We start from the raw sequence: 23172 nt of genomic DNA on the forward strand, positions 1-23172 counted from the left end.
CCATTGAAACCGCTGCCTTTGGGGTCAAAAATCGGCATTCTGGGCGATGGTCAGTTGGGGCGTATGCTGTCGCAGGCGGCGTCACGGCTGGGCTTCAAGGTGGTGGTCTATGGTCCGGACGCCGAATCGCCGGCGGCCAGCGTCTCGGCGGTGTCGAAGGTGGCGCGCTATACGGATGAGGCGGCGCTCGACCGCTTTGCCGCGGCGTCGGACGTGATTACGTTTGAATTTGAAAACGTGCCGGTCGCTTCGCTCGACTATCTGGTGTCCAAAGGCGCGAAGGTCGCCCCCGATGCGCGGGCGCTGGGCATTACGCAGGACCGTATCCTCGAAAAGCGCTTTGCCCGCAGCGTCGGCATCGGCACGGTCGATTTCTATGAGATCAACAGCCTTGACGATCTCGAAAAGGCGATTGCAGCCAACGGCTTGCCCGCGCTTCTGAAGACGCGCCGCGAAGGCTATGACGGCAAGGGTCAGGTGTGGATTCGCGCCGCCGAAGAGGCGAAAGCGGCCTTCGACAGCCTCAATGGCCGCCCGGCGATTCTGGAGGCCAAAGCCGATTTTCAGCGCGAAGTCTCGGTGATCGCCGCGCGCGGCTACGACGGTACGGTGAAGACCTATCCGGTCGGGGAAAACCACCACGTCAGCGGCATTCTTTCGACGACTCTGGCCCCGGCGGTGGTGTCGGACACGCTGAAAACGCGCGCGGAGATGATTGCCAGGAAAGTGCTGGAAGGCCTTGATTATGTGGGTGTTCTGGGCGTCGAGCTGTTTGTGCTGGAAGGCGATGCGCTGATCCTCAACGAGATCGCGCCGCGCGTACACAATACCGGCCACTGGACGCAGGACGGCTGCCTGTGTGATCAGTTCGAGCAGCATATCCGCGCCGTCGCTGGCTGGCCGCTGGGCGACACCACAGCGCGTTTTCAGGTCGAAATGACCAATCTGCTGGGGCCGGATGTGCTGGCCTGGGAAGCGCTGTCGCAGGAGCCGGACTCACGGCTCTACATCTATGGCAAGGATGATCCGCGTCCGGGCCGCAAGATGGGCCATATCAACCGGTTGAAGGCGAGTCTCTAGCGGCTGTGCCGCCCCCTCCGTCATTTTGCCGATGGCAAAAATCCACCTCCCCACCTTCGGTAGGGAGGAGATTAAGCCGCGGCCCCAAAGCGCAGCTTGCCCAGAAATTCCACAGCCCCCAGAAGCGCGTCTTCCGGCTTCAACGGCAGTTTGGCCTTGAATTTTTCAAACGCCATCACCTGCTCGATATTGCGGGCGATCTGTTCGTGCTGGGCCTCGACCCCTTGCGTCAGGCGCGTCATCAGGGCCGTCGCCAGAATCCCCGACACGATGGCGCGTTTGGAATAGTGGTTCTCGTCCAGCGCCTTATCTCCCGCCTTACGCCATACAAGGTCAGCCGAGTCCCACAGCAGGCTGCGGTACAGCCCCAGATGCTGCGGCAGGCACAGGTGCCCGATCAGGCGGTGCGTCGCGCGCTCATCGGCGCAGGCGGCATCAATGCGGCGGTTGAGCAGGAAGCCGATGCGTTCACGCACTTTCATAGCAGACAGTTGGGCCGCAACCTCATCGCTCTCAAGCGCGGCGTCGCCCTGACGCCACAGGATCGCGGCGACGTCTGACGGTCCGTTGGGACAGATCAGTTCGATTTCGGCGGGGCTGAGCCCGATTCGCGCTCCTGCCACGCGCACGGTGACGCGGGTCAGGCCCAGATCGGGCATCCGTTCAGCACAGGCCGAGGCCAGTGACTGTTCCAGTTCGGTAAGGGCATTTGCGGACATGGCCGCAGAATAGGCCCAAGCCCGCCCCGCGCCAAGACCAAATCGCGCCTGCGTCAAAAGGCAACAGCCTGATAAAATGTTTAATCCGGCGTTTTTCAAAGGCGGTGCGGCTTGAATTGGGCGCGGGCTTGATGTAATGGCTTCGCCCACACGCCCGCAGACCACGGTTTGCGGGCAGCTTGTTTTCACCCTCCGCCCTTTTATGGCCCGAACTTCAAAAGGGCGAGGCGGTCCGTCGCAAGGCTTTACGGCCCGGCGGAACAGACAGAATGGAGAGATACCTCTGGTACAGATCTTTGTCCGCGACAACAACGTCGATCAGGCCCTGAAGGCGCTGAAGAAGAAGATGCAACGTGAAGGCTCCTTCCGCGAAATGAAGCGTCACGTCCACTACGAAAAGCCGTCGGAAAAGCGCGCTCGCCAGCAGGCCGAAGCCGTGCGTCGCGCCCGCAAGCTGGCGCGCAAGCGTCTGCAACGCGAAGGCGGTGCGACCACGAGCCGCTCGAAGTAAGTCTTACGGACAATTGCCGTTCGATAAAAAAGCGTCGAAGCCTCAGGCTTCGGCGCTTTTTTCTTTTCGGCACTTTTTGCATTGCAAAATCTGTTTGCCGCGGCATGAATGGCGGCATGTGGGGTAAGTCGATGAAACACCAGAAAGACACGCAGCCGAACGAGGCGCTGATTGCCATTCGCACTATTGCCATGCCGGCAGATACCAATCCGGCCGGCGATATTTTCGGTGGCTGGCTGATGTCGCAGATGGACCTCGCGGCCGGAAACGTGGCCGCGCGCCGCGCCGTCGGCCGTGCCGCCACCATCGCGGTTGAAGGCATGACCTTTCACACGCCGGTGCGCGTAGGCGACGAAGTGTCGGTCTATGCCGAACTGATCTCGACCGGGCGCACCTCGATGAAGATCCACGTACAGGCGTGGCGGCGCTCACGCGACTCCGACGTGCGCATCAAGGTGACCGATGCCGACTTTACCTTTGTCGCCATCGACGAAAACGGCAATTCGCGCCCGCTGCCCCTGCCGTGAGTTAAGGCATAGCCTTGCGCAGGGCTTCGTTCATGCGGCTCTGCCAGCCCGCCCCGGTGGCCCGCCAGGCCGCCAGAACATCGGCGTCCAGCCGAAGATGCACGGACTGTTTCGGTGTCTCCAGCGGCGGGCGACCACGCCGGATAGAGGCCGCCAGTTCCGGGAAGACCTCAGCAAACGGCCGCATATTGGCAAGTTCTTCATCGGTTGCCTCTGGCGCGTCTGGGTCAGAAGCGATCATGGCCTGAATGCGCGCCTCTTCTTCGTCCGTAATCGGTGGAATTTTAGTCTTGGGCATAGGCGATTCTTTCTTTCTTGCTCGCCGGACGCATCGAAATGACGTGTAGCGCTTCGGTGCCCAGCGGGCGGAAGATAACGGCAATAATAACCTGTCCTTCAAACTCACCGATAGAGCGGTTGCGGCCATATTTAGCGCTCATAACCTTTGAGGCTTCGAAAAAGCCGATCGTCAGGTCGGCAAAATCCAGCCCGTGCTTTTCGAGGTTTCTCAGACGCTTCGGTTCGTCATAGAGGATCAGCATGATTATTGTGTACACGTTAATTTGCAGCGGGTCAATTATCGTGTCGTAACACTGTCTTTATAAAGACGTTGACCAAAGCCGCGCGCCTTGTCATTTTCTCCGCCAATCAGGGAGGCGGCTATGGCCAAGGCATCGGTAACGGACCGGCTTGTTGCATGGTTTACCGTGTGGGACGAAGACAAGACGCGCAGCGTGCTGAATATCACGCTGGCCGTGCTGACCGGCCTTCTGTTCGGCATGGTGCTGGATACCATCCTGCGTCAGGTGGGAAACTATATGTTTCCGCCGCCACCGACCTTCGATATGGCGACGCCTGAGGAGATCGCCAAACTCCTCGATACCATGCCCCCTGACGCCTACATCATCAAGATCGTGTCCTGGGCTCTGGGCACGTTCGGCGGGGGCTATCTGGCCGTGCGTATGGCTAAGGTTGGGGCCTTTCCGGCATGGATCACCGGTGTTCTTCTGGTGGCCAGCTATATGATCCATATGACCTTCATCCCGCACCCCACCTGGGTGGTGATGATCTGCCTGCCTCTGTGCGCGGTTTCGGCCTTTGCCGCCGGACTGCTCGGCAACTATATGCAGTTGCGCCAGACGCGGCGCTGAGCCTGCCTTCAACGGCCCGATACGGTCAGCCTCTTCGACCGTTTCTCATTTGGACCTGGCGTCGATCCGGAGCAGGGTCGGGGTCTTGTCCAGCGTTACGCGCGCCGCTGTACTGTGCGCCGCTGGTTCAAACACCGGATGCCCGTCCCTGGTTTTAGGAAGTGCGGCGGCCTTGCCATCGGCGGCCACGGCCTGTCCGCTCGACGCCCCCACAAAGACAATGCGATCAAGATTGGGCACGGCGAGGCTCATGACACCGGCGGCCTTTTTGGCTCCGGCGTGCGCCTGATCGACGGCCTTTTTGAGATCCGGGGCGGCATAGGCGGTGGCGGGCGGCAGGGCGGCCGCGATCAGCAGGTTCAGGCCGATCTTGCTGCCGTCGGGGCGCGTGACGGTCACCGGGGCCTTGGCCTTCAAAGCGGCGACGGGGGGCAGGGGCGTCAGGGTGTTATCCGCCGCCACACCCAGCGGCGTTTCGCCATTGTGCTTCAGGACCAGCTTCACATCCGACAGCCGGGCCCCGGTAACCGACAGCCGGTAGGCCAGACGAAAGTGCGTGCGCTCCGCAGCGGGCAGATTCAGATAGTTCAGCAGAAACGGAAAGATGTCGGTGCAGGGCACGTCCTTGGTCTCGGCCCGCGCCGCCCCCGCACCACTAAGGGTGAGGGCGACGGCAGACAGCACAAAGCCGCGACGATGGAGAAATGACATGGAGGCCCCCTTGAGAACGAAACGATCCCGAACCTTCGTTCGGGATCGCGGCAAAATCACGGCCATATAGAAGGGCCTATTTCACGCGGTCGTCAATGCCGATGCGCGACGGCGCGGCGTCGAAGGTCACGCTGACCGCGCCGGGAAAGTCTGCCGGGACCAGATAGGGGGTTCCGCCCGGATAGGCATCGTCACGCGGCGATTTGGGCAAAACCTTCTGGCTGCCGTCGGACAGGGTCACGCGGCCATTGCCGGCACCGACGAAATAAAGACGGTCGGGCTTTGGCAGGGCGACAGCCAGCACGCCCCCGACCTTGCGCATGGCCGTATTGCTTTGCGTCACCGCCTTGGCCAGAGGGGCCACCATCATGGTCCTGGCCGGGGGTTCGCTCGCATAGACGCGCACGCGCATCGACACGCCCTTTTCCGGCCCGCTGACCAGCACCGTGGCCCCGCCGCGCAATTGCGCCAGCGTCGGCAGCGGCGTGATGCGTCCGTCACTGCCGATCGTCAGCTTCTGACTCTGGCCATTGTGTTTGAGTTGAATGCTGGCCCCTTGGGTGCCGCCCTTGATTTTGAGAATATAGGCCACGGTGATTTCATCGCGCTCAGAAGCCGGCAGAGCGAGAAACTTCGACAGAAAGGGAAAGGCCTGATCCGCGGAAACCTCGCGCTGCGTCTGCTGAGCAATGGCGGAAACGGGCATCAGACCGCCAGCCATCGGGGTAAGGCACAGGGCGGCCGCCAGCAGGGCGGGCTTGGCAGCTTTGACAAACATAGGCAGGTCCATCTTTCTGTTCTTTCTCTTGATTTACCCCCTCGCCGGGTACGGGCTTCGCCACCTTGGCCGCCGCCTCAATGGCGGCTTGAGCGGAACGATTCAGCTAGAAGTCATTCCGCTCTAGCCTAAGCCTTTTACAAAATTAAGGCTGAACCGCAGATGAAGAGATCAGAAAGGCATCAGGAGGAGAGGTGACGCGCCCTCATCAGCGCGTGCGCGGTCGAAATGATGTCGCGCAGGACTTCAAGGTCCACATCACTGAGACGTTTGATATAAAGACAGCCGCCGCCGGTCGTATGCTTGCCAAGGCGGGCGAGGTGATCGGCCTGTTCCGGTGCGCTGGCGAGTACATAAAGGGTCAGAGCGGCACTGCGGGCCGCGAAGGCGCTGAGCGGCCAGGGCACCCGGGTCTTGCCGCTGAGGTAGCTGTATTGACCGTAACCGATCAGGGACGTCCCCCACACGACCGGGGGTTCGCCGGTCACCTCGGCGAACAGTCCCAGCAGCGTGTGGGCATCGGCGCGCATCTTTTCCGGGGCTCTGGCGTCCAGAAAGGCGGCGGGATCGGCGTCGGTCGGCTGGGTTTTCGGTTCGGCCATGCCCCGAAGACTGTGGCGGTAACGCCGGTTTGTCAAGCAAAGGGCAGGTGAGCGGGCAGGCTTGGGGCGTCGGCGGCCCGGCCCCAGCGCGGCGGCAGTCCGTTCAGACCACGCACCCAGTCCTCGACCATGGCCGCCTGCTGCTCATAGCCATAGGCCGCATAAGACCGCCCCTGGATCAGGCGGTAGCGATAACGCCCGCGTTCGCGCCACAGATAGCGCCATAGGGTCATGCCGCTCTCGTATTGCCACACATGCGTCAGCTCATGCCCCAGCAGGGCCAGATGGTCCGCTCGTCCGGACAGATCGCCGGTCAGGTCGGGCCAGAAAATCCTGCGTCCGCGTACCACGATCAGTGGCCCGTGCCCCATCAGGCCCGCCAGTTGCGCGACCGGATGCGCCCGCCCGATCAGCCGCACGGCCTCGACCGGCACCGCTGCGATCAGTCCGGCGGGCAGGGCGGCGATTTCGGCGGGGGTGAGGGAACGCTCCATTGGTCGTATGTAGGCACTGCACCAACGCACGGGAAGGGCAATTGACGGCGGGCCATCGCCTGCCTATCGGAAAGGCTGAGGAGAAGCCCCCCCATGTCATTCGCACCCATGTCATCCGCACCCATGTCATCCGCCGCCTTGTCACCTGTCGTCTTTACCGGCCGCGTATCCGATGCCGAAGCGCGGGAATGGATCGCGGCCCTGTCCGCAGCCTTGCCGGACATGCCCGTGGTGCCGCTGAGCGCTGCCGACCCGCAGGCGGTCGAGGTCGCCGTCGTGGCCAATCCGGACCCGGCGGTGTTGCGAAGCCTGCCGCAAGTGAAATGGGTGCACAGCGTCTGGGCCGGTGTTGAACGGCTGGTGGCTGAATTGCCGGCGGACCTGCCCATCGTGCGGCTGGTCGATCCGGAACTGAGCCGCGTGATGGGCGAGGCGGTGCTGGCCTGGACCCTCTATCTTCAGCGCGACATGCCCGCCTATGCGCGTCAGCAGGCGGCCCGCCGCTGGCATCAGAGGCCCTACCGCGCGCCATCGGCGGTGACGGTCGGCGTGCTCGGGCTGGGCCATATGGGGCTGACGGCTGCGGCGCGGCTGCGGGAGGCGGGGTTCGGCGTCCTCGGCTGGAGCCGAACGCCTAGAAAGGCGGATATACCAGTGTTTACTGGCGAGGACGGTCTGAAGGCCCTGATGTCGCAAGCGGACATTCTGGTCAGCCTGCTGCCGGCGACGCCGCAAACGCGTGGCCTTCTGAATGCGGAGCGGCTGGGCTGGCTGCCGGAGGGTGCCGGGCTGATCAATTTCGGACGCGGCACCGTGCTGGACATCGAGGCGCTTCTCACAGCCCTCGATCAGAACCTGTCGCACGCTGTGCTCGATGTGTTCGTGTCTGAACCGCTGGAGGCCACCTCGCCCCTGTGGGCACATCCGCAGGTAACGGTCCTGCCGCACATCTCGGCCCCGACGAATGTGCACACGGCGGCGCAGGCGGTGGCCGATAATCTGCGCCGCTGGCGGGCGACCGGTGACCTGCCTCTGACCGTGGACCGTACACGCGGTTACTGAGGCGCGGTCATCTGCGGTGTCTTGCCAGATACGGTCTCGCGTGTAACCTTCCACCCGTAACGGCTGGAGGGCATTGGGTTATGAAGCGTCTGGTATCTGTATTCAGCATCGCCATCTGTCTGGCCGGGCCGGTTCTGGCGGCGCCCAGACCCGATCCGGTGCGCGAAGCCTCCGTCGATCAGCTTCAGGCGGCGATGACGCGTGGCGAGTTGTCGGCAGAGGCCATCACCAGGGCCTCTATCCGTCGCATCGAAGCCTATGACAAATCGCGCCAACTCAATACCGTGATCGTGCTCAATCCCGATGCGCTGGCCGAGGCGCGTGCGCTCGATGCCGAGCGTAAGGCGGGCAAGCTACGCGGGCCGCTGCACGGCATCCCTGTCCTGATCAAGGACAATGTCGAAACCAAAGACGCCATGCCGACCACGGCGGGCTCTCTGGCGCTGAAAGACAATGTGACGGGGCGCGATGCGCCGGTGGTGGCGCGGCTGCGGGCCGCCGGGGCGATTATCCTCGGCAAGACCAACCTGTCGGAATGGGCCAATATCCGCTCAACCCGTTCGATGAGTGGCTGGAGCGCGGTGGGTGGTCTGACCGGCAATGCCTATGATGCGCGCCGCTCGGCCTGCGGTTCGTCCTCGGGCAGCGGTACGGCGGTGGCCTGGAGCTTTGCCGTTCTGGCCGTCGGCACGGAAACCGATGGCTCGGTCGTGTGTCCGTCGGCCATGAACGGTCTGGTCGGGCTGAAACCGTCCATGGGGCTGATTTCGCGCACCCACGTCGTGCCCATCTCGCACAGTCAGGACATTCCGGGGCCGATGGGGCGCAGCGTGCGCGATGTAGCGCTGATGCTGTCGGCCATGGCAGGTAGCGACCCGGCGGACCCGGCCACACAGGCGGCCGATGCCCGCAAGGTGGATTACGCGGCAGGCCTGTCGCCCGATGCCCTCAAAGGCGTGCGCATAGGCGTTCTGCGCGACCGGACCGGCGGGCCGGGCAAGGTCGAGACGGCGTTCAATGCCGCGCTTAAACATCTGGAGGCCGCGGGCGCCGTTCTGGTCGATATTGCCGACTCCTCGGTCGAAGGGTTGGATGCCGCCGAACTGACTGTGCTTCAGACGGAGCTGAAGGCCGATCTCAATGCCTATCTGGCCACCACGCCGGCCACAGTGAAGACGCGCACCCTGTCGGAGGTCATCGCCTTCAATACTGCCGAAGCCGCCCGCGAAATGCCTTTCTTCGGGCAGGAGTTTTTTGAGGCTGCGGAAAAAACCAAGGGACTGGACGACCCGGCCTACAAGGCGGCGGCCAATCGTGCGAAGACCGTGGCCCGCAGCCATATCGACGGGCTTCTGAACGCCTATGGCGTGTCGTTGCTGGTCGCACCGACCTATGGTCTGCCGTGGCTGTCGGATGAGGTCAATGGCGATCAGTTTTCCGGCCCGTCGGCCAGTCAGTGGCCCGCCATGTCCGGCTATCCCCACCTGACCGTGCCCATGGGGCAGGTACAGGGCCTGCCGCTGGGTCTGTCCTTTATCGGTACGCAGTGGTCGGACGCTCAGTTGCTGCGCGCTGGCTATGCCTTTGAGCAGGTGGCGAAGGCCCGGGTCGCGCCGCCTCAGTGAACACAGCAGCGATAACCTCTTAAGGTAATTTTGACGGGTGGCCCCCCAGGCCGCGCCTTCATCCTTATGCGGCAGGGTTTAGGGTGTGCAGACCACAGAGCTGTTCCCCCGAGGATATTATGACCCGCCGTATCGTTCCCGTCGCTACGAAGGTGCTGAGCCTTCTGCCCATCGTTCAGACCCTGAGCGGTCGCGTGCCGTCGCCGAAGGTTATGGCCGCGGCGGGGCTTCTCAATACGCCCTATGTGCGCCGTCTGGCACCTGGCCTCAGCGGTTTGTTCAGCGTAGGGCTGGCGGTGGTGGCGGTCGCGGGCTTCGTCAACGACCTCCGAAGCCGCAAGGCGGCACCCGTTCGGCGGAGGGTGCGATGAGCGCCGTGTGTGTCGGCGACCCGACGGCCAGAGCGCGCCGGGCTTTGACGCTAAGCCTGTGGACCGCCGGGGTGGTGCTGATTACGGGCAGCGGAGCCGTTGCCGCGCGCATCGCCACTCTGGACGGTTCCATGCTCACTCAGGTCGAGGCGCGTCAGGACCCGCATAAACTCTTTCCGGCCAACGAAACGGTTGAGCGTGACCTTCTGGATGTTCGCCCGCCGGTGGGGGAAGAGGTCCGCCTCGCCAGCCTGTGGCCCGCGACCGAACCGCCGCCGGTTGCGCCCGAACAGGCCTACCCGGCGCAGGGCAGTGATAGCGCAGCAGCCGATATGGCCTACAGGCCCGATGAGGCGACCGAAGCGGCGGCCCTGGCCGAAACCACGCGGGCCCGGGCTGTGCCCGGCGTTATCGAATGCGCCGAAACCTGCTTCGATGCTCATCAGGCCGCAGCAGACACGGTCGAAACATCCGGCGGCGACACCACCTCTCTGCCTACGGTCACCCCCACTTCGGCGGCCAGAACCGAAACCGTGGCGCTGGACGACCTGCTTCCGAGGCAATAATCCCGCCGGCGGAAGAGGCGCAGCGCCCGAGGCTGGACGCCCCGAAGCATCCGCATTAAGCTCTCAGCTTTCACGGGAAAAGCGGCAGGAGCGGTGGATATGGTGATAGCGGCAAAGCGTAAAAGCGGGCTTCTGAGTGTTCTCAGCGTCGCCGCGCTTCTGTGTTACGGCGCTCAGGCCCACGCGCAGGTCCAGCCCGAAGGGCAGGCCCAGACGGAGGCTCTCAAAACCTGTATCTCGCGATCGGTAACACCGGACGATGAGCGCCTGATCCTGCGCTACGTCTTCTTCATGATGGCGCGTCATCCGGACGTGTCGCGCTACGCCACCATTTCAGAGCCCGAACGCAACGCGTTGGATCAGCAGGTCGGCACCATGATGACTCGCCTGATGGTCGATCAGTGCGGCAACGAAATCCGCGCGGTTTACAAGAGCGGCAATCAGAACGTTATTCAGGCGGCCTTCGGTCAGGCCTTTTCCGGCGTGGGGGAGCGCGGCATGAAGGATCTGATGGGGCATCCGGACGTGCAGGCGGCGTCCATGGGCTTTGTCAAATATATGGATATGAACCGGCTGATTAAGCTGTTTCTCCCACAATAGAGGGCCGCGGCGTTAACCTTAAGCGTTAACCGGAAACCGCCTCTTAAGATTTGGCGGGGTAAGGTGAGGGCGAATCACGAAGCTCTCCGGACTCCGCCTGCATGTTTCAGATTATCGGTATTGTCGTCCTCTTTGGCTGCGTCTTCGGCAGTTACCTGCTGTCGGGCGGCTCGATGGCGCCGATCCTGCACTCGCTCGCCTTCGAACTGATGGGCATTGGCGGCGCGGCCGTGGCCTCGGTCCTGATTTCCAACGACATGCACACCATCAAGGGGATGGGCGGCGGCATGGGCAAGGTGTTTGGCGGGGCCAAGTGGAAGCCTGCGGATTACCGCGATCTTCTGTCGCTTTTGTTTCAGTTGACCAAGACGATGAAGGCCAAGGGTGTCATCGCTCTGGAAAGCCATATCGAAAAGCCACACGACTCCTCGATCTTTTCGCGCTACCCCAAGATTATGAAGGATCACTTCGCCATCGACTTCATCTGCGACACCCTGCGTATGATGACCATGAACCTCGAAGACCCGCATCAGGTCGAAGACGCGATGGAAAAGCAGCTCGAAAAGCACCATCACGAAGCCATGCACCCTGCCCACGCCATGCAAAGCGTGGCCGACGCCCTGCCGGCGCTCGGTATCGTTATCGCCGTTCTGGGGGTTATCAAGACCATGGGGGCCATCACGGAACCGCCGGAAGTGCTGGGCGGCATGATCGGCGGCGCTCTGGTGGGTACCTTTCTGGGCGTTATGTTGGCCTATGGCCTCGTCGGGCCTTTCGCCACGCGCATGAACGGCGTGGTGGAAGAGGAGGGGGCCTTCTACAAGATCATTCAGGCGGTGCTGGTCGCGCACCTGCACGGCAATGCGGCGCAGATTTCGGTGGAAATCGGTCGCGGTAACATTCCGTCCGGCGCCCAGCCCTCGTTTGCCGAAATGGAAGAAGCCCTTAATAATATACCGAACGAGTAGATTAACCTTAAGAAACGGGCGAATCCGGCCCGCCGCAAAAGCCGCAACTTCCCGCCTCAGGGGTATTTTGAGGGGGAATTGCGGCTTTGTTGCGAGAGTTGATCACATATTTGTGAAAACACCCCTTGCGGGACTCAGCGGTTTTGCGTATGAAGGAGTCGGGCGCAGTTGCTAGGCGCTCTAACGTTAGAATCTAAGGATCTGGATCCATGACCTCTGAAATCGTCCGCAAGGCCCTGCTCGCCGCCGCCGCCGTCGCCGCTCTGTCGGTTGCCGCTTGCTCGAAGCCGGCTGAAGAAGCCGCCACCACCGAAGAATCCGCTCCGGCTGACGCTTCGGCTGACGCCTCGGCCACTGTCGAAGCTTCGGAAGCCGCTTCGCCGGCCGCCGTTGAAGCTCCGGCTGCTGAAGCTCCGGCTGCTGCTCACTAATCCCTCGCGCCTCACGGCGCTGGATTAGACAAGAGTTTGGAAGAGGTCGTTCCCGGGAACGGCCTCTTCTTTTTTGTGCGTGAGCCCGATGACCGATCCTCAACTCTATTTCGCCGAAGACGGCAATCCGCGCTCGGCCCGTTTTGACGACATCTATTATTCGTTGCAGGACGGCCTGTCAGAAACGCGGGCGGTATTCCTGAACGGTTGCGGCCTGCCGCAGGGCTGGGAGGGGCGGCGTCACTATACCGTCGCCGAACTGGGTTTTGGTACCGGGCTTAATATCGCCGCCCTGATGCAGCTCTGGGCGGCTCATCGTCCGCCGCAGGGGCATCTGCACCTCTTTTCCGTCGAAGCTTATCTGATGCCACGTGAGGCGGCGGCTCGTGCATTGGCCAGTTGGCCGGAACTGGCGCCCTTTGCCGAAGCGATTATCGCGCGCTGGCCGCCGCAACGGCGCGGCTTTCATCTGATGACCTTCCCCGAATGGGGCGTGACCCTCACCCTGGCGCTTAGGGATGTGCGCGATGCGCTCAACCAGTGGGAGGGCAAGGCCGATGCCTGGCTCCTCGACGGGTTTTCTCCGGCGCAGAACCCCGACATGTGGGCCGATGACGTGCTAAAGGCCGTGGCGGCGCACAGCGCGCCGGGGGCCCGGCTGGCCACCTTCACCGTGGCGGGCTTCGTGCGGCGGGGGCTTCAGGCCGCCGGGTTCGAGGTGTCGAAACGCCCCGGTTTCGGGCGCAAGCGCGAGCGGCTGGAGGCGGTCTTTGCGGGGGCGGTCGAAGCCCCTTTCGCGCCTGAGCGCATGGCCGTGATCGGCGGGGGCATCGCCGGGGCTTCGATCGTCCATGCCCTTCGCCATTACGGCCATCAGGCCACCGTTTTCGATATCGGGCCGCACGCGTCGGGCAATCCGGCGGGACTGGTCACGCCGCGGCTGGATGCCGGGGGCGGGACGATCAGCGCCCTGTTTGCCGATGCGCTCTATGCGGCGACGGACCTCTATGCGCGCCTGTGCCCCGAAGCCGTGCTGGCGCAGGGGGTGCAGCAACGGTGCGCCGACGCGCGCGATGCCGCGCGCTTTGCCAAAATCGCCGCTCAGCCGGACTATGCGCCGGGCGATATGGCGGCAGATGAGGCCGGCCTCCGCATGACGCGCGCCTTATCGGTGCGGCCGCCAGAGGTGGTCCGGGCGCTGCGGGGCGACGCACCGGTGATTGCCGAGACCGTTGTGCGCGTGGAGCCGGGGGTGCCGGTGCGCGTCGTCACCGACCGCGCGGTTCACCTTTTCGATCACGTCTTCCTCGCCTGCGGGGACGGGATTTTCGACCTGCCGTTCGCTGAGGCGCTCGATCTGCGGCCGGTGCGTGGGCAGATCGAAACCGCCAGCGCCCCGCCACCGGACGCCCGACCGCAGGCCTGGGGCGGCTATTATGTGCCGCTGCCGGACGGTTTCGTCTTCGGCTCGACCCATATTCGCGGCGACAGGGGCGTTGAGCCCCGCGAAGCAGAGCGCGCGCACAATCTCGACACCCTGCGCGCCGTCTTGCCCGCAGCGGCAGCGGTGGCCGAGGACGCTTCGGTGTCGCGCGCCGCCGTGCGCGTGACGACCCGCGACCACCTGCCGGTGATGGGACAGGTGGCACCGGGTGTGGCCATCCTGACCGGTCTGGGGGCGCGCGGCCTGTGTCTGGGGCCGCTGCTCGGCATGGCGGCGGCGGCGCAGGCGCTGGGGGTGCCGTCACCGCTGACTGTGGCATCCGCGCATCGGTTGCGCCCGGAAAGATTACAGGCTGTTCATAGTCATTAAATGGCCCGATTCCGCTCGCCTCATCGGGGAGGAACTGGCACCGTGAGTGCGATCCTGACCAAGGAATGATGCGATGAAGACTCTGATGACTGTCGCGGCGCTGGCCGCTGCCGGACTGACGACCCTCAGCCTGCTTCCGGCTCAGGCTCAGCAATCTTCGGCTCCGCCGGAGCGGGAGGCCCCGAAGGCGCAAAAAGACATGCGCAAATGCTTCCGCAGCGAAGATATCGACCGCTTCAATCCGATAGATTCGCGCACCATGGTCATCGAAACCTACGGGCACCAGCACTATCGGCTGGAACTCAGCGGGGCCTGCATGGGCATCGAAGACGCGTTTCGCATCGGTGTGCGCACACGCGGCGGGTCGATCCAGGTGTGCGGTGGCTTTGATGCCGAAATCCTCTATTCGGAGCCGGGTTCGGGCCGGCTGACGCGCTGCAATATCACCGATGTCAAGCCGATAACCAAGGACGAGGCCGACCGTATCGAAGGCGTGACGCCCCGGACGGCAGAAAACAGGGCCGGAGAAGGGACATAAGAGGGTAGAGAAATGAAAACCGTGGTGAAACTGGCGGCTGTGGCCGTCGTTGTGGCGAGCGGACTGGGGGCCTTGAGCCTGGCCTCGGCGGCACCGGAAGACACACCCGGGCCGGATGGCAAGCCGAAATGTATCGACGCCAGCCAACTCAATCGCAAAATGGTGGTCAACAAGACGACCGTCCTGATCGAAGACGGTTTCGGGCGGTCAGCCCTGCTGAAGCTTTCGGCCCCCTGTCAGAATCTCGACGATCTGGACAAGATCGGCTTTGAATTCTTCGGGGGCACGCAGATCTGCGACCGGCGCGACGTGAAGATTCTCTATTCGCGCTTTGACGAGGCCCCCGTGCGTTGTCTGGTCGAGTCGGTGACGCCGCTGACCAAGGAAGAGGCAAAAAAATACCAGTGAGCGGAAAGGATCAGAGATAGAGGACCTGACCGGGGTTCGGATTGTCCCGGCGCTGAATCACTTCGGCGCAGACCTGCCGGATGTCGTCAAACTGAAAGGGCTTGGGCAGGATAAAGTCCACCTTGGCGCGGCGGGCGGCATTGTGCGATTGGCTGGCCGCCTGTGGGACCCCCCTTACGAATGGCGGTCATTACCGCAATCGGCGTGTTGGGGGCCGCCTGACGGTAGGTGTCGAGATGGTCCAGCGAATTCTCTTCGGCCATGAAGATGTCGATAGCCAGCAAGGCCCACGTCTGACGGTTCAATTCTTTCAGCGCCGTCGCGCGGTCCGTCGCGACGCCCGAGCGGAAACCGGCCCGTTCAAATAGACGCCCGATCAGGTGGGCCTGAGTCAGGCTGTCTTCGATGATGAGTACGCTGGGTGTCATGGGCAGGCTCACTGGCATTTGCGTGCTTTCAGATTACGCCGTTCTGGTTAAATAGTTTTGAAAATCCGGATGGGTGAGCGGAAATTCGCCGGCCCGACCGATCTTGAGGAGAGACAGATGTTGCGTATCCATGGAAAAGCCTTGTGGGCGGCGCTGGGCATAGCGGGCGGCTTGACGGCGCTGGCACTGATGCCCCTGACGTCTCAGGCCGAAAACACCAAAAAAGCGCCGCCGCGCTGCGTCACCGGGCCGGGGATGGACACCACGGTCCTCGATCAGGAGACGGTGCTGGCCGAAGGGGCCGGACGCGGCGGTGTGCTGATCAAGGTGGATGGCTGTCGCCTGACGCCTTACGATGTTCTGGTGTTTGAGTACCGTGGCACGGTGCAGATCTGCGACCCGCTCGATGTGCAGCTTTCGGTGCGTCAAAGCGGCGGCGGCGGGTTCAAGACGCCCTGTTTCGTGCAGTCGGTAACGCCGGTCAGCGCCGAAGAGGTCAAGACGCTGCGCAAGCAGAAATATCAACGCACGGATCGTTAGAACGCATTGCGTTCAGTTTGAATCGAAATTCCGCTCTAACATTTTGTTTTGTCGCGCATTTGAGTCCGAAACGGAGTTCGGCGAAGCCAAAACCGTGGCATACTTTTCGGAATGCGCTCCAAGAGATAAGGGGGATAGCATGTCTCGACTGAGGCTTATAGGCGCGCTTATGGCGGGGGCGTCGTTTGCCGGCGGCGCTCTGGCGGAACCGTCGCCGAAACCCGACATCAGGGTCGCCGTCCCTCCGCAGGACGTGATCGGGATTGTTGAGGTGATCGGTGATGACCTGCTGATCAATTCGCTGGACGGTGCGCACCGCTTTAGCGGAGCGAAGGCCTGCACGGGGCTGAGCGACGCGCCGTTTGTGCACGTCCGCATGACGGAACAGAAGGTCTCTCTGGGCCACGGCGGTACGGCACAGGTGGTATACGGCACCAGCATGGCCAGCGTGCGGACCTGCACCGTGACCTATCAGGGTCTGTACTCGCCGCCGCCGCTTATGGAAGTGACTCCGCTGGAACGATAATCAAAAAGCCCGGAGCGATCCGGGCTTTTTTCATCAGTCATTGTCCATCTTGAGCGCGGCGATGAAGGCTTCCTGCGGGATTTCGACCTTGCCGAACTGCCGCATCTTTTTCTTGCCCTCTTTCTGCTTCTCCAGCAGCTTCTTCTTGCGCGTGGCGTCGCCGCCGTAACACTTGGCCGTCACGTCCTTGCGCAGGGCGCGCACGGTTTCGCGTGCGATGATGCGCCCGCCGATGGCCGCCTGAATGGGGATGACGAACAGGTGCTGCGGGATGAGGTCTTTCATCTTTTCGCACATGCCCCGGCCGCGCTGTTCGGCGCGGTCGCGGTGCACCAGCATGGACAGGGCGTCCACCGGCTCGGCATTGACGAGGATCGACATTTTCACGAGGTCGCCTTCGCGGTATTCCTCGATCGTGTAGTCGAACGAGGCATAGCCCTTCGAGATCGACTTCAGGCGGTCGTAGAAGTCGAACACCACCTCGTTTAGCGGCAGCTCATAGACGGCCATGGCGCGCGCACCGACATAGGAGAGGTCGGTCTGGATGCCGCGGCGGTCCTGACACAGCTTGATCACCGCGCCCAGATAGTCGTCCGGCGTGAAGATGGTCGCCTTGATCCACGGCTCCTCGATATGGTCGATCTTCACCGGGTCCGGCATGTCGGCCGGATTGTGCAGGTCGATCACGTCGCCATTGTTCATATAGATCTTATAGACGACGCTCGGCGCGGTAGCGATCAGGTCGAGATTGAACTCGCGGCTCAGGCGCTCCTGAATAATCTCAAGGTGCAACAGCCCCAGGAACCCGCAGCGGAAGCCGAAGCCCAGCGCCGCAGACGTCTCCATCTCATAGGAGAAGCTGGCATCGTTCAGGCGCAGCTTGCCCATCGCCGAGCGCAGGTCTTCGAAGTCCGCCGCATCGACCGGGAAGATGCCGCAGAAGACGACCGGCTGCACTTCCTTGAAGCCCGTCAGGGCCTGTGAGGTCGGCTTGCGCTCATCGGTGATGGTGTCGCCGACGGCGGCGTCCTGCACTTCCTTGATCTGCGCCGTGAAGAAGCCGACTTCGCCGGGGCCCAGCGCCTCGACATCGGTGGCCTTGGGCTGAAACACGCCCAGCTTGTCGATCTTGTAGGTGGCGCCGGCGTTCATCAACTTGATCTGCTGACCGGGCTTGAGGAAGCCGTCAAACACGCGCACCAGCACGACGACGCCCAGATAGGGGTCGTACCAGGCATCGACCAGCAGCGCCTTCAGCGGCGCCGTGGGGTCGCCCTTGGGCGCGGGCAGCTTGGTGACAATGGCTTCCAGCACGTCCTCGATGCCGATGCCCGACTTGGCCGAAGCCAGCACGGCCTCAGAGGCGTCAATGCCGATCACGTCCTCGATCTGGGCGCGCACGCGCTCCGGCTCGGCGGCGGGCAGATCGACCTTGTTCAGGACAGGGACGATTTCGTGATTGTTGTCGATGGCCTGATAGACATTGGCGAGCGTCTGGGCCTCAACGCCCTGCGACGCATCGACCACCAGAATCGAGCCTTCGCAGGCCGCCAGAGACCGCGACACCTCATAGGCGAAATCGACGTGACCCGGCGTGTCCATCAGGTTCAGGACGTAATCCTTGCCGTCCTTGGCCTTGTAATTCAGGCGCACCGTCTGCGCCTTGATGGTGATGCCGCGCTCGCGCTCGATCTCCATATTGTCGAGCACCTGCTCCTTCATCTCACGCGCGGTGAGGCCGCCGGTGAACTGAATCAGGCGATCGGACAGGGTGGACTTGCCGTGGTCGATATGGGCGACGATGGAAAAGTTACGAATTTGGGACAGTTCGGTCATGCGGGGGCGATAGCATGATGCGCCCTTAAGGGGAAGGGGGCAGGGGCACGGCCCCTGCACCCGGAAATTTATTCATTGAGAGGAATGCTCGCCGGTCATAGGGTCAGGTCATAACAGGGAGGGGAATTATGTCCTGGTTTTTGAATTTCGCAGGTAAGATCACGAAAACTGACGATTGGGATTTCTATTTTTTGAGGCTGGATGACAAACTGGCTTCTATTTTTGTGGACATGGGCCGAAAGGCACATGTACCCTTGCCCGGTTTTTCGTTGCTATGCACGCTGCATCTGACGATGCAAAATCCGCAGGCAGATGGACTATCCAGTCAGGACGAATACGAAACGCTGAATCACATCGAGGATACGCTCGAAAAGCAGGTCGGGAACAAAGCGGTCTATGTAGGCCGCATAACGACTGATGGTCGTCGTGATTTCGTCTTTTATGCCAAAGATTTCAATTCTTTTTCTAAATCTGTGAATGTGGCCATGAAGGCATTTGCGACTTATGCCTACGAAGTCAACCGGCGCCACGATGAAAAATGGTCTATATACAAGGAATTTCTCTATCCTTCACGTAACAATCGTCAGGGCATGATGAACCGCCGTGTTCTGGAATCATTAGAAACTCATGGCGATGACCTGACCATACCCCGTAAAGTGGATCATCGCGCCTATTTCGAAACACGGACAGACGCGGAAGCCTTCACAACGGGTATCAAAGCCTTGGGCTTCGCTATCGAGACGTCTAATCACCAGCAGGAGGAGGCGGCTATTTACGTTGATTTCCGCAGGCCGGACGCACCAGAGCACATAAACGATGTAACGGCTGAAATCCTGTCTCTGGTAGCCGTGCATAATGGCGAGTATGACGGTTGGGGGTGCGAAGTTACAAAAGCCTAAGAGTGCTTAAGCCCTTTCTTCTGCCGTAATTCAGCGAAGGCTTTCTGGATCGAGATACACTGTGAAGGATCGGCCATTACAGCGTCACAGGTTGGACCTACTTCTTGTTCCAGACAGTGCTCGAATTCCGATTGGGTAACAGCCTCACTTATCGAAACACCCTCAAATCCACCGCATCGCCCATCACCTTATAGCCCGCTATCGACGGGTGGATATGGTCGCCGGAATCGTAGTCGGGCTTGAGGCGCGTCGGGTCCGCCGGGTCAGCCATCAGCTTGTCGAAGTCGATCACCGCATCAAACGCCCCTGAGGTGCGTATCCAGCGATTGACCGCCTGACGGTCGGCTTCGGTCTGCGCATCGGGGTGATAGAGCGAAAAGCCCATAAAGGGCAGGATGGTCGCGCCGATGACTTTGATGCCGCGTTCCCGCGCCCGGCGGATCATCTGCTGATAGGCGGTGATCATATCCTCGACCCCTTGCGCATGGGCGGCGGCGCTCACGGGTGCGTCCTTGGTCAGGGTGCCGAGGTCGTTGACCCCTTCGAGGATGACCAGATACTTCACCCCCGTCTGACTCAGCACATCGCGTTCAAACCGCGCCATGGCGTTGGGGCCTGAGCCGTCGTTGAGGATGCGCCCGCCGCCAATGCCGGCATTGAGCACCGACAGGTGCCGCGTGCGCGGATCGGCCTGAAGCCGCCGCGCCAGTTGATCGGTCCAGCGCGCATTCATTCCCGGCTTGACGCCATAGCCGTCGGTGATGGAGTCGCCTAAGGCCACAATCGACGCCGCGCCCTGTCCGGTCCACACATCGACGCCCGAAACATGGAACCAGCGCTCCATGGTCTTCGCACCGTCCAAAGACGCCTCGGCCACGCGGTTGCCTTTGGCGAAGTAGGAGACCATGCGCGCGCCGGGGTGGCTGGTCTGGGGTGAGGCGGCTTCGGGCAGGTACAGCGACAGGGTCAGGTCGGTGAAGGGTTTGACGGTCATGACCACAGGGTCGGACACATACTCCGCTCCGGCAGGGATAGTGATCGCCGTGCGCCCACCAAAGGTCAGGCCGCGTGCATTGGTCGTGTCGATGCGCGAGGTCATCTGATCCGCCGAAATCGCCGCATGGGCCGCGCCGATCTTCAGCGGTTTGGTGCCGAACACATTGGACAGCCGCACACGAAACTGCTTCCCGCCCTGCGTCAGGCGCACGATCTGACGGAGGGTCACATCCGAGGCGATGTCCGGCGGCAGGGTGGTGTCGGGATTGGGGACCATCTGCGCCGAGGCCCAGGCCCCGACCCACGCCGTCCCCGCCGCCGCCGCAGAGGCGGGCAGGCTGACAAGCCCTGCACCGGCGGCGATCCCGCCCAGCAGGGCACGGCGGTCAATGGCGGTCATGTTTCGCTCCTGTAGCCTTTTGTCTTATGCGGCCATCATCACCGGCCTGACCGGCGTGTCAATGCACCGGTGCGACTTATCGGTTCAGGTCCTTAAACGAAAAAGACGGCGCGATCCGATGATCCGCCGTCCTTTTTCATAGACATCAAAACGCAGCTTACAGCAGGCTGGCCGCGGCAATCAAAGCGGCCATGGGAAGGATACCGGCAAACAGCAGATTTCCAACCATACCGAACGTGTCGCTCAACTTGATCAGGGTCATCTGATACTCTCCTTGTGTTGACGACGACTATATATGTTGCGACTGCGAAAAAGTTTAGGGGTCGATGTGTCGCAGCCTCATCACATCCGGTAAGCAATCGCGGCAAAAGCTGTTAAGCTTCGTGATCCTGAAGGTGGGAGGGGCGATATGCTGACATTCGAACGGTTGAAAGAGATCATTCTGGCCTATCCGGACACCGAAGAAACGACGTCCTGGGACGCGCGGTCGTTCAAGGTTAATGGCAAGGTGATCGTCTTCTGGAATCCGACCTATGACGCGCCCGTGTTCAAGGTCCCTTTTGAGGAACGCGACTTTTTGCTGGAGGTCGATCCGGACACGTTTTTTACCACGGACCATCATCGGCCGTGGCCCGTTATACTGGCGCGCCCCGACCGCGTCGATGAGGACTGGGTGAAGGCCAATATCGACCGGGTGTGGCGCGCACAGGTGAAGAAACGCACGCTGAAAGCCTGGGATGAGGGCGCGTGATAGGCGCTCAGAGCCCGGACGTTTCAGAAGGCGGAGATTAGGGCGGCGACAAAGGCCGCCAGCATGGCCCCGGCAATGACCATTGGAAATATCTTGTCCATCAGGTCGTCGGGGTTGATCTTAAAGGCGCGCATCTTGGCTCACCTCCTTTCGATACAACGAGCCCAGTGTACGCCTTTTTTCGCTGTCAGATGTACACCTTGACGTGAAAGCGCGCATTGCCGCCCCACTGAGGCCGTAATGCCGACATCCGGGCGTGATCAGTGGTGGCATGGGACATCATCAGGGCAGGGGACACGACCGCGCGGAACGGTGGGGCTGGGCGGTAGCGGTGGCTTTGGCCCTGCACGCGCTGGCCGGTCTTCTGGTGGTGTGGCTGACGCCCGCGCCCTCTGCGCCAGAGTCGCCGCCGGTAGAGATCGAGGTATCGCCGATGCCGGTCATTGCGCGGGTTGAACCGCAAGCCGAGGCCGCCCCCGCCCCGACGCCGACCGAACCCACGCCGCCCCGTTCGTTACCCACGCCCACGCAGCCCTTACCGCGCCCGCCTGAGACTCAGACCCCGCCATCCATCATTGAGAAGCCGTCCGCACTGGCCGCAGCCACCGAAACCGAAACCGGCACCGGCGTCACGCCGCGCGCCTATGCCGAAGGGGCTGATGCGGGTCGCGCCGCGGCGACCCGCGCCCTGAACAAGCGGCAATTCTGCATCCAGCAGCGCAATGAGGGCCGTCCGATGGACAAGGACTGCCCCGTCAGCCCGCCCAAAGAGGCGGTGCTGCCGCTCAAACCGCCGGAAACCCGCCCCACCCAACTCTGTCTAGCGGCCCGCGAACGCGAATGGCAGAAGTACCGCGAAGGGCGCGGGGCCTATCCGGGGTTACGCGATATGGTCTCCGGCAAGAAGAAATGCCGTCAGGGCTGGGACGATTGAGCCTCACAGGCGCGGGGGGCAGCCCTATTTCAGACACCTCCGACTGCGACACATGAACCATGACTGAAGCCCACGGTAAGGATTTGGTCACCCCTTCAGGGTTAATAAAAGCCTTACGCTTATTCTCGACGGAGTCTCTTGCGTCATGGAACGCCGCCATTTTCTGATGGGAGCCGCCGCTACGGCCGCCACCCCGCTGATCTCCTCGCCGCTTCAGGCCCTGGCCCAGACCGGTGCCGCATCGTCTTCATCCGCTTCCCAGAGCCGCACCGCCGAAGGCTATCAGCGCGATGAAATCCTGCGCGCCGGGTCCGACTTCCTCGGCGTGACGGTCGAAGCGCTGGGCGGGGCCATCGAAAAAATCTTCTCCGACTATGGCGACCGCCCGACCGCCTATATCGCCGGTGAAGAAGTGTCCGGTGCCATCGCCGTCGGCCTGCGCTATGGCAAGGGGCTGGTCCATATGAAGGCCTTGCCCAGCCCGGAAAAAATCTTCTGGCGCGGTCCCTCGGTCGGTTTCGATACCGGCGGCAACGCGTCGCGCGTCTTCTCGCTGGTCTATGGCCTTTATGACGTCGAGAAAATTTATCAGCGCTTCCCCGGCGTCGATGGGTCGGCCTATTTCATCGGCGGGCTGGGGGTCAATTATCAGCGGTCTGATGACACCATAGTGGCGCCGATCCGCGCCGGCGTTGGTTTCCGTCTGGGGGCCAATATCGGCTATCTGGCCTATTCCAAGTCGCGCAAGTGGTTCCCGGCTTAGGCCGCCTGTCCCACTGTTGCGGAAAATCCCCGTCACAAAACGGCGATATGGCTGACACGGCCATGTCGCCGTTTGGTTAAGCGGGTGTCATGAAGCCCGAGTAGCAGCGTTTCCCCAGTGGCGTCGTGTGGACGCCCATCGGGG

The 23172-nt window shown here is 62.3% G+C and carries 30 protein-coding genes; 20 read left to right on the forward strand and 10 right to left on the reverse strand.

The window, feature by feature from the left end:
* Positions 1 to 3: 3 nt before the first annotated feature.
* The gene (locus AACH73_RS12780; protein WP_272741562.1) at positions 4 to 1080 is read left to right on the forward strand and encodes a 5-(carboxyamino)imidazole ribonucleotide synthase; all 1077 of its coding nucleotides are present in this window, start codon (positions 4 to 6) and stop codon (positions 1078 to 1080) included.
* 71 nt (positions 1081 to 1151) lie between these two features.
* Here the strand turns inward: AACH73_RS12780 and AACH73_RS12785 are convergent, their stop codons facing one another.
* The gene (locus AACH73_RS12785) at positions 1152 to 1799 is read right to left on the reverse strand and encodes a COQ9 family protein (RefSeq protein ID WP_338736165.1); all 648 of its coding nucleotides are present in this window, start codon (positions 1797 to 1799) and stop codon (positions 1152 to 1154) included.
* A gap of 277 nt (positions 1800 to 2076) precedes the next feature.
* On the opposite strand from AACH73_RS12785, the gene rpsU reads away from it, so the two are divergent.
* On the forward strand, positions 2077 to 2310 hold the full coding sequence (gene rpsU / locus AACH73_RS12790; protein ID WP_338736350.1) for a 30S ribosomal protein S21: 234 nt from the start codon (positions 2077 to 2079) through the stop codon (positions 2308 to 2310).
* Between the two features lie 131 nt (positions 2311 to 2441).
* Positions 2442 to 2837, forward strand: a complete 396-nt coding sequence (locus AACH73_RS12795) for an acyl-CoA thioesterase (protein WP_041659479.1) — start codon at positions 2442 to 2444, stop codon at positions 2835 to 2837.
* 1 nt (position 2838) lies between these two features.
* On the opposite strand, the gene AACH73_RS12800 is transcribed toward AACH73_RS12795, so the two are convergent.
* Both AACH73_RS12800 and AACH73_RS12805 read right to left on the reverse strand, forming a co-directional pair.
* The gene (locus tag AACH73_RS12800; RefSeq protein WP_272741565.1) at positions 2839 to 3135 is read right to left on the reverse strand and encodes a BrnA antitoxin family protein; all 297 of its coding nucleotides are present in this window, start codon (positions 3133 to 3135) and stop codon (positions 2839 to 2841) included.
* Complete coding sequence (locus tag AACH73_RS12805; protein WP_272741566.1) at positions 3122 to 3394, reverse strand: BrnT family toxin; 273 nt, start codon at positions 3392 to 3394, stop codon at positions 3122 to 3124. Before AACH73_RS12805 ends, AACH73_RS12800 begins: the two co-directional genes overlap by 14 nt.
* A 105-nt stretch (positions 3395 to 3499) precedes the next feature.
* Here AACH73_RS12805 and AACH73_RS12810 point away from each other — a divergent pair, with 105 nt between their 5' ends.
* On the forward strand, positions 3500 to 3988 hold the full coding sequence (locus AACH73_RS12810) for a hypothetical protein (RefSeq protein ID WP_272741567.1): 489 nt from the start codon (positions 3500 to 3502) through the stop codon (positions 3986 to 3988).
* Positions 3989 to 4033: 45 nt separating this feature from the next.
* Here AACH73_RS12810 and AACH73_RS12815 read toward each other — a convergent pair whose 3' ends face one another.
* From AACH73_RS12815 to AACH73_RS12830, 4 genes are all read right to left on the reverse strand, one after another.
* Positions 4034 to 4699: a hypothetical protein gene (locus tag AACH73_RS12815; RefSeq protein WP_272741568.1), complete on the reverse strand. Its 666-nt coding sequence runs from the start codon at positions 4697 to 4699 to the stop codon at positions 4034 to 4036.
* A 76-nt stretch (positions 4700 to 4775) separates the two neighbouring features.
* Entirely contained in the window at positions 4776 to 5477 is a 702-nt protein-coding gene (locus AACH73_RS12820) for a hypothetical protein (protein ID WP_272741569.1), read from the reverse strand.
* 182 nt (positions 5478 to 5659) lie between these two features.
* Positions 5660 to 6079, reverse strand: coding sequence for a DUF1801 domain-containing protein (locus AACH73_RS12825; RefSeq protein ID WP_338736166.1), 420 nt, complete (start codon positions 6077 to 6079; stop codon positions 5660 to 5662).
* A gap of 32 nt (positions 6080 to 6111) precedes the next feature.
* Positions 6112 to 6573, reverse strand: a complete 462-nt coding sequence (locus tag AACH73_RS12830) for a hypothetical protein (RefSeq protein ID WP_338736167.1) — start codon at positions 6571 to 6573, stop codon at positions 6112 to 6114.
* Between the two features lie 93 nt (positions 6574 to 6666).
* On the opposite strand from AACH73_RS12830, the gene AACH73_RS12835 reads away from it, so the two are divergent.
* The 10 genes from AACH73_RS12835 (at position 6667) to AACH73_RS12880 (ending at position 14955) form a co-directional block, all read left to right on the forward strand.
* Positions 6667 to 7635 carry a glyoxylate/hydroxypyruvate reductase A gene (locus AACH73_RS12835; RefSeq protein WP_272741572.1) on the forward strand — a complete coding sequence of 323 codons (969 nt, stop codon included), beginning with the start codon at positions 6667 to 6669 and terminating at the stop codon, positions 7633 to 7635.
* An 80-nt stretch (positions 7636 to 7715) separates the two neighbouring features.
* A complete protein-coding gene (locus tag AACH73_RS12840) occupies positions 7716 to 9260 on the forward strand; it encodes an amidase (protein ID WP_338736168.1) in 1545 nt (514 codons plus the stop codon).
* Positions 9261 to 9379: 119 nt separating this feature from the next.
* Positions 9380 to 9631: a hypothetical protein gene (locus AACH73_RS12845; RefSeq protein ID WP_272741574.1), complete on the forward strand. Its 252-nt coding sequence runs from the start codon at positions 9380 to 9382 to the stop codon at positions 9629 to 9631.
* Positions 9628 to 10197, forward strand: a complete 570-nt coding sequence (locus AACH73_RS12850) for a hypothetical protein (protein ID WP_272741575.1) — start codon at positions 9628 to 9630, stop codon at positions 10195 to 10197. The genes AACH73_RS12845 and AACH73_RS12850 overlap by 4 nt, the downstream gene beginning before the upstream one ends.
* 99 nt (positions 10198 to 10296) lie before the next feature.
* Positions 10297 to 10797 carry a hypothetical protein gene (locus AACH73_RS12855; protein ID WP_338736169.1) on the forward strand — a complete coding sequence of 167 codons (501 nt, stop codon included), beginning with the start codon at positions 10297 to 10299 and terminating at the stop codon, positions 10795 to 10797.
* A gap of 101 nt (positions 10798 to 10898) precedes the next feature.
* Complete coding sequence (gene motA, locus AACH73_RS12860) at positions 10899 to 11765, forward strand: flagellar motor stator protein MotA (RefSeq protein WP_272741577.1); 867 nt, start codon at positions 10899 to 10901, stop codon at positions 11763 to 11765.
* Positions 11766 to 11974: 209 nt separating this feature from the next.
* Positions 11975 to 12196 carry a hypothetical protein gene (locus tag AACH73_RS12865; RefSeq protein ID WP_272741578.1) on the forward strand — a complete coding sequence of 74 codons (222 nt, stop codon included), beginning with the start codon at positions 11975 to 11977 and terminating at the stop codon, positions 12194 to 12196.
* Between the two features lie 88 nt (positions 12197 to 12284).
* Positions 12285 to 14009 carry a tRNA (5-methylaminomethyl-2-thiouridine)(34)-methyltransferase MnmD gene (gene mnmD, locus AACH73_RS12870; protein WP_338736170.1) on the forward strand — a complete coding sequence of 575 codons (1725 nt, stop codon included), beginning with the start codon at positions 12285 to 12287 and terminating at the stop codon, positions 14007 to 14009.
* Between the two features lie 73 nt (positions 14010 to 14082).
* Positions 14083 to 14547 carry a DUF6491 family protein gene (locus tag AACH73_RS12875; RefSeq protein ID WP_338736171.1) on the forward strand — a complete coding sequence of 155 codons (465 nt, stop codon included), beginning with the start codon at positions 14083 to 14085 and terminating at the stop codon, positions 14545 to 14547.
* Positions 14548 to 14559: 12 nt separating this feature from the next.
* Positions 14560 to 14955: a DUF6491 family protein gene (locus AACH73_RS12880; protein WP_338736172.1), complete on the forward strand. Its 396-nt coding sequence runs from the start codon at positions 14560 to 14562 to the stop codon at positions 14953 to 14955.
* Positions 14956 to 15041: 86 nt separating this feature from the next.
* On the opposite strand, the gene AACH73_RS12885 is transcribed toward AACH73_RS12880, so the two are convergent.
* Positions 15042 to 15383 carry a response regulator gene (locus AACH73_RS12885; protein WP_338736173.1) on the reverse strand — a complete coding sequence of 114 codons (342 nt, stop codon included), beginning with the start codon at positions 15381 to 15383 and terminating at the stop codon, positions 15042 to 15044.
* Positions 15384 to 15500: 117 nt separating this feature from the next.
* On the opposite strand from AACH73_RS12885, the gene AACH73_RS12890 reads away from it, so the two are divergent.
* A complete protein-coding gene (locus AACH73_RS12890; RefSeq protein WP_338736174.1) occupies positions 15501 to 15923 on the forward strand; it encodes a hypothetical protein in 423 nt (140 codons plus the stop codon).
* A 139-nt stretch (positions 15924 to 16062) separates the two neighbouring features.
* Entirely contained in the window at positions 16063 to 16449 is a 387-nt protein-coding gene (locus AACH73_RS12895; RefSeq protein ID WP_338736175.1) for a hypothetical protein, read from the forward strand.
* A gap of 33 nt (positions 16450 to 16482) precedes the next feature.
* Here AACH73_RS12895 and lepA read toward each other — a convergent pair whose 3' ends face one another.
* Positions 16483 to 18285, reverse strand: a complete 1803-nt coding sequence (gene lepA / locus AACH73_RS12900) for a translation elongation factor 4 (protein WP_338736176.1) — start codon at positions 18283 to 18285, stop codon at positions 16483 to 16485.
* Between the two features lie 128 nt (positions 18286 to 18413).
* Here lepA and AACH73_RS12905 point away from each other — a divergent pair, with 128 nt between their 5' ends.
* The gene (locus tag AACH73_RS12905) at positions 18414 to 19184 is read left to right on the forward strand and encodes a DUF695 domain-containing protein (protein ID WP_338736177.1); all 771 of its coding nucleotides are present in this window, start codon (positions 18414 to 18416) and stop codon (positions 19182 to 19184) included.
* Positions 19185 to 19332: 148 nt separating this feature from the next.
* On the opposite strand, the gene AACH73_RS12910 is transcribed toward AACH73_RS12905, so the two are convergent.
* Entirely contained in the window at positions 19333 to 20580 is a 1248-nt protein-coding gene (locus tag AACH73_RS12910; RefSeq protein WP_338736178.1) for an SGNH/GDSL hydrolase family protein, read from the reverse strand.
* 409 nt (positions 20581 to 20989) lie between these two features.
* Between AACH73_RS12910 and AACH73_RS12915 the strand changes: the two genes are divergently transcribed.
* From AACH73_RS12915 to AACH73_RS12925, 3 genes are all read left to right on the forward strand, one after another.
* Complete coding sequence (locus AACH73_RS12915) at positions 20990 to 21331, forward strand: MmcQ/YjbR family DNA-binding protein (RefSeq protein WP_338736179.1); 342 nt, start codon at positions 20990 to 20992, stop codon at positions 21329 to 21331.
* 271 nt (positions 21332 to 21602) lie between these two features.
* Positions 21603 to 22265, forward strand: coding sequence for a hypothetical protein (locus AACH73_RS12920; RefSeq protein WP_338736180.1), 663 nt, complete (start codon positions 21603 to 21605; stop codon positions 22263 to 22265).
* Between the two features lie 145 nt (positions 22266 to 22410).
* The gene (locus AACH73_RS12925; protein WP_338736181.1) at positions 22411 to 23028 is read left to right on the forward strand and encodes a DUF1134 domain-containing protein; all 618 of its coding nucleotides are present in this window, start codon (positions 22411 to 22413) and stop codon (positions 23026 to 23028) included.
* Positions 23029 to 23172: the final 144 nt, after the last annotated feature.

The organism is Asticcacaulis sp. DW145 (genome assembly GCF_037101385.1).
In the GTDB taxonomy this organism is placed as follows: domain Bacteria; phylum Pseudomonadota; class Alphaproteobacteria; order Caulobacterales; family Caulobacteraceae; genus Asticcacaulis; species Asticcacaulis currens.